The sequence below is a fragment of the Aestuariivirga sp. genome, from assembly GCF_044239095.1.
Lineage (GTDB): Bacteria > Pseudomonadota > Alphaproteobacteria > Rhizobiales > Aestuariivirgaceae > Aestuariivirga.
Map to the genome: position 1 here is coordinate 1 of NZ_JBIICB010000335.1, position 4136 is coordinate 4136.

Annotated in this window: 5 protein-coding genes; 2 read left to right on the plus strand and 3 right to left on the minus strand. The window is 65.7% G+C overall.

The features are described from left to right. On the plus strand, nt 1-1220 hold a 1220-nt coding region (locus tag ACILRA_RS20545; RefSeq protein WP_395663914.1), incomplete at its 5' end, for a serine hydrolase. On the opposite strand, the gene ACILRA_RS20550 is transcribed toward ACILRA_RS20545, so the two are convergent. From ACILRA_RS20550 to ACILRA_RS20560, 3 genes are read right to left on the minus strand one after another with little or no spacing between them, the layout of a single operon-like run. Beyond that, a complete protein-coding gene (locus ACILRA_RS20550) occupies nt 1205-1909 on the minus strand; it encodes a molecular chaperone DnaJ (protein WP_395663915.1) in 705 nt (234 codons plus the stop codon). The two genes, ACILRA_RS20545 and ACILRA_RS20550, sit on opposite strands and share 16 nt — an antisense overlap. A gap of 10 nt (nt 1910-1919) precedes the next feature. Further along, entirely contained in the window at nt 1920-2633 is a 714-nt protein-coding gene (locus ACILRA_RS20555) for a VWA domain-containing protein (RefSeq protein ID WP_395663916.1), read from the minus strand. A gap of 5 nt (nt 2634-2638) precedes the next feature. Next, nucleotides 2639-3451, minus strand: coding sequence for an EipB family protein (locus ACILRA_RS20560; RefSeq protein ID WP_395663917.1), 813 nt, complete (start codon nt 3449-3451; stop codon nt 2639-2641). Between the two features lie 129 nt (nt 3452-3580). Here ACILRA_RS20560 and ACILRA_RS20565 point away from each other — a divergent pair. Next, a partial coding sequence (locus ACILRA_RS20565) for an NAD(P)-dependent oxidoreductase (protein ID WP_395663918.1) occupies nt 3581-4136 on the plus strand: 556 nt, incomplete at its 3' end.

Genomic DNA, 4136 nt, shown 5'->3' on the forward strand with positions numbered 1-4136 from the left:
AGATCATGACGCTCTATATCCTGTTCCAGGAACTCGATGCCGGCAGGCTGCGCCTCGATTCGCCCATCCGCATGTCGGCGCGGGCGGCGGGCATGGCGCCCTCGAAGCTTGGCGTGAAGGTTGGCCAATCGATCACGGCCGAGACCGCCATCCGGGCGCTCGTGGTGAAGTCCGCCAATGATGTCGCGGCCGCCGTCGCCGAGCATATCTCCGGCTCGGAAAAAGACTTCGCCCGGCGCATGACCCGCACCGCCCGTGACTTGGGCATGTCGCGCACGACCTTCGCCAACGCGTCTGGCCTTCCCAATCCCAAGCAGGTTACCAGCGCGCGCGACATGGCAACCCTGGGCCTGCGCGTGATGCGCGATTTTCCGAAATACTACCCCTATTTCCGCACCCGCAGCTTCGTCTACAACGGCCGCACCATCAGCGGGCATAACCGGCTGCTGGCGAGCTATGACGGAACAGACGGCATCAAGACCGGCTACATCAACGCGTCCGGCTTCAATCTCGTCACCTCCGCGCGCCGGGGCGACAAGCGCCTCGTGGGCGTCGTCATGGGCGGCCGCACGGCCGCCCGCCGTGATGCCTACATGAAGGACATGCTGACCGGCAATTTCAAGAAGGCCCGCGACGGCAAGACAATCGCCGCCATGGTTGGATCATCGCGCGGGGCGGTTGCCACGAACGAGACGGGAGATGCTCCCGCCAAGCCCGCGGCCAAGAAGGAAAGCAAGCAAGCCGCCACCAAGCGCCAGAAGAAGGCGCCGGCGGAAACAGCGCAGGCCGCTGCCGAGCCTGTGGAACAGGGCGATGCCCAGGAAGGTCTTGCCGAACTCGCCGCCCAGGCATCGGCCGAGGGGGCCGCCACGCCCGGCGTCGAAGTCGTGCCGCCGCCCGCATCCGCAGAGAAGACCCCCTCTGAACAGCTGGCCGACAAGTCGCATGTCGCCTCGATCTCGGCTGCCCCGGATGCGGGATGGATCATCAATCTCGGCGACTACGCAACGAAGAACGACGCCCAGGCCATTCTGCAAAAGCTGCGCCAGCGTGCGCCCGAGATGGTTGAGGGCAAGACGGCGCAGACGGTCATGGTGGAAAAGTCCGGCGCCGTCACCTATCGCGCCCGCTTCATCGGCTTCGACCAGAAATCGGCGGCCACTGCCTGCAACGCCATCCGCAAGCAGAAGGCACCCTGCCAGCCTCAGGCGCCGTCCTGAAGCAACATCTCCTTCGCCTCGTTGATCTTGGCTGCCAGATAGTCTGACCCGCCGAGATCGGGATGCGCCGTCTTCATCAGGCGGCGGTGGGCGGAGCGCACATCTCCGGCAGACGCACCGTCCTTGAGGCCGAGAATGGCGAGGGCTTCTGCTTTGGTCATCCGCGGAGAGGGTGCGGCGGGCTTGCTGCCTGCGGTAGCATTCCACATTTCGCGCCATTCCGGGTGGGTGCGCTCGATCCAGGCCTCCAGCAGCGCCCTGCTCTGGTCAGGCAGTCCGGCCGCTTCGGCATGCAGCCGCTGCGTCTCTGCAAGGGTGAGGCTGGACAGCCGACGCCCCTTGTAGGCGCCACCCCGCACTTCGCCATCCATGCGGCCGGTATCGTGCTCGAGTTCCATGGCCAGAAGGCTGGTCGCCACGCGCGACATCTGCCCCGGCGTCTTGCGCGCCCAGGGCATGCCGTTGGGGAAGACCATCTGCTGCCCCATGAGGCCGAGCCCCAGCAGGAACACCGGCATGGCCAGGTTGATCTGACCCTTCAGCGCAAGAAGTCCCGAGAAGGCGACGATGGCGCCGCCCGCCACCTTGCGGATGAGTCCGCGCACCTTGGCCGGCTGGGCATTGGCGAAGGCCTTGATCAGCCACCAGCCGCCCACCACCACCACGAGACCGATGATGAAACTGGTCATCCGCCGCCCTTCACTTCATCTGCTTCAGCAGGAGCGCGGCGGCACCGCCACGCTCGGCCGAATGGTTCGACAGCGCCTTGTAGCCTCCCGCCGCATAGACGGCGACCGCTGTCAGCAATTCACGCAGCACCTTGGCGGAGTCTTGACCAAAACGGAAGTAAGCGCCGCGCGTCAGCCGCGCGATTTCGCGGAAACCCGCCTCTGCCTGGGGGTCGCTGCCTTCCTGGAACATAAAGACGGGAACACCCATCAGCCCGATCTCGCCGGCAACGGCTGCCAGATGGTCGACCGGCTCCTCCATGGCATCACCAATATACACGCATGCATTGACCTTGCCCGCCGCCGCCTCACTTCTCAGATGCTTCAGGACGCGAAGGATCTGGGTGCGCCCACCCATGCAGCGGATGCCCGACATGCGGCGCGCCAGCGACTGCGTGTCAGAACTCCATTTCGAGGCACGGCATTCACCCTCTCCCCTGAAGTAGACGAGTTGAACGTCGAGGCCGTTCAGCTTGCCCGCTTCCATGAACATGCCGGCCTGGATCGACAGCGCCTGGTCCCAGCTGTGCTCGCGGCTCAAGGTCGCGTCCATGGCCAGCACCAGCCGCCCGCGCCCATCCTTGCCGGCAGGGGCTGGCGCCTGGCGGACGCGCTCCAGAAAGGCCTCCACGTCGCCTTCTGGGGCCGGCACACCGGCATCGGCATGGCGCTTGATGCGGGACATGGGCGTCAGGGGCAGCCCGCGGCCTCGAGCATCTTGAGGTCCGTCAGCGTTCCGCCAAGCGCGAATTCGCCATAGTCGAGCACCAGCCCGGTGGCGACGCCATTCTCATGGAGATCGAAGTTCACCTGGTATTCCGGAATTTCGGAACTGCCATCGAGCGCGAAATAGCTCACCGTCATGGGCCATGCGCCGATGGCCTCCAGCGCCGCGGCGGCGGATTTGCTGGCGTCGCGCACGAGGCTGTGCGCCGGCTTTGCCTTGCCCACGAAGGTGATGACCCGGTAGGACTTGCCCTCATCGGAGCCGTCGAAGATGACGCTCGAATCGCGCCCGCCGCCTGCCTCTCCCAGCGCCATCAGGCGCATCTGGTGCTGCATGGGCAGAAGGGTTCCGGCCGGTATGGTGAAGGCATCTCCTGGCTTTGAGGATATGGTGCCCTCGCCCGCGGCCTCCGGCGTGGCGCGGGTCATCTTGACGCGGTGGTCGTCGCGCACCGTGCCGTCGATGCGCTCGGTGATCTGGTGCTGGAAGTCCAGCGCGCCCGGCCCTTCATAGGAGGTGGTCATGGTGTCGATCAGCGTTGCTGCCCCCTCCTTTGGCCGATAGCGGGCAGCCATGCGGAAGCTGACGGTATAGCCGTCACAGGAGGAGCCCTCGATCTCGAAGGCCAGCCGCCCGCTTGCGGACTGGAGCGTTGCCCCCTCATTGGCGCGCAACAGGCTCAGGTCATAGATTGCGCGGTGGGGCGCGATCGCAGGCGCGGCGGCGGCGGGAGCGGCCAGCATCAGGACGGCGAACAGGCAAAGCGTGCTTTTCAACCTTGAAACTCCTCGGTCACGGTGGTCCAATGCGGGCCCTTCGTTCAGCTTAACATAATCATCGGAAAACAAGAGGCAATGATGGCAGCAGCAGGGCCGGACACCCCACGTATCCTGGTTACCCGGAAAATGATGCCCGACGCCGAGCAGCGGATCGCATCCCTGTTCCGCGCAACCCTCAACCCGGACGACAGGGCGATGAGCGTTGCCGAGATCCTGGAGAAGGCCCGCCACCACGACGGCATCCTGCTCACCTCCTTCGACAAGCTCGGACCGGATTTCATACCATCCCTCCCGGACTCGATCCGTATCATCGCCACGCATTCGGTGGGCTACGACCACCTGTCGATTCCGCAGGCAAAGGCCAAGGGCATCGCCGTCACCAACACGCCGGGCGTGCTGACGGACGCCACGGCGGACATTGCCCTCCTCCTGATTCTCGGTGCGGCCCGCGGCGCCTCCTGGGGTGACCGCATGGTGCGGGAGAACCGCTGGGGCGAAACGACGCTCGTGTCTCCGCTGGGGCATGACGTGTCGGGAAAGCGCCTGGGCATTCTCGGCATGGGCCGCATCGGCCAGGCAGTGGCCAGGCGTGCCGAGGCCTTCGGCATGGAGATCCATTATCATTCGCGCAAGCCCGTGGCCTCCGGACTGGCCCCGGGCGCGCGCTACCATGCGCGCTTCG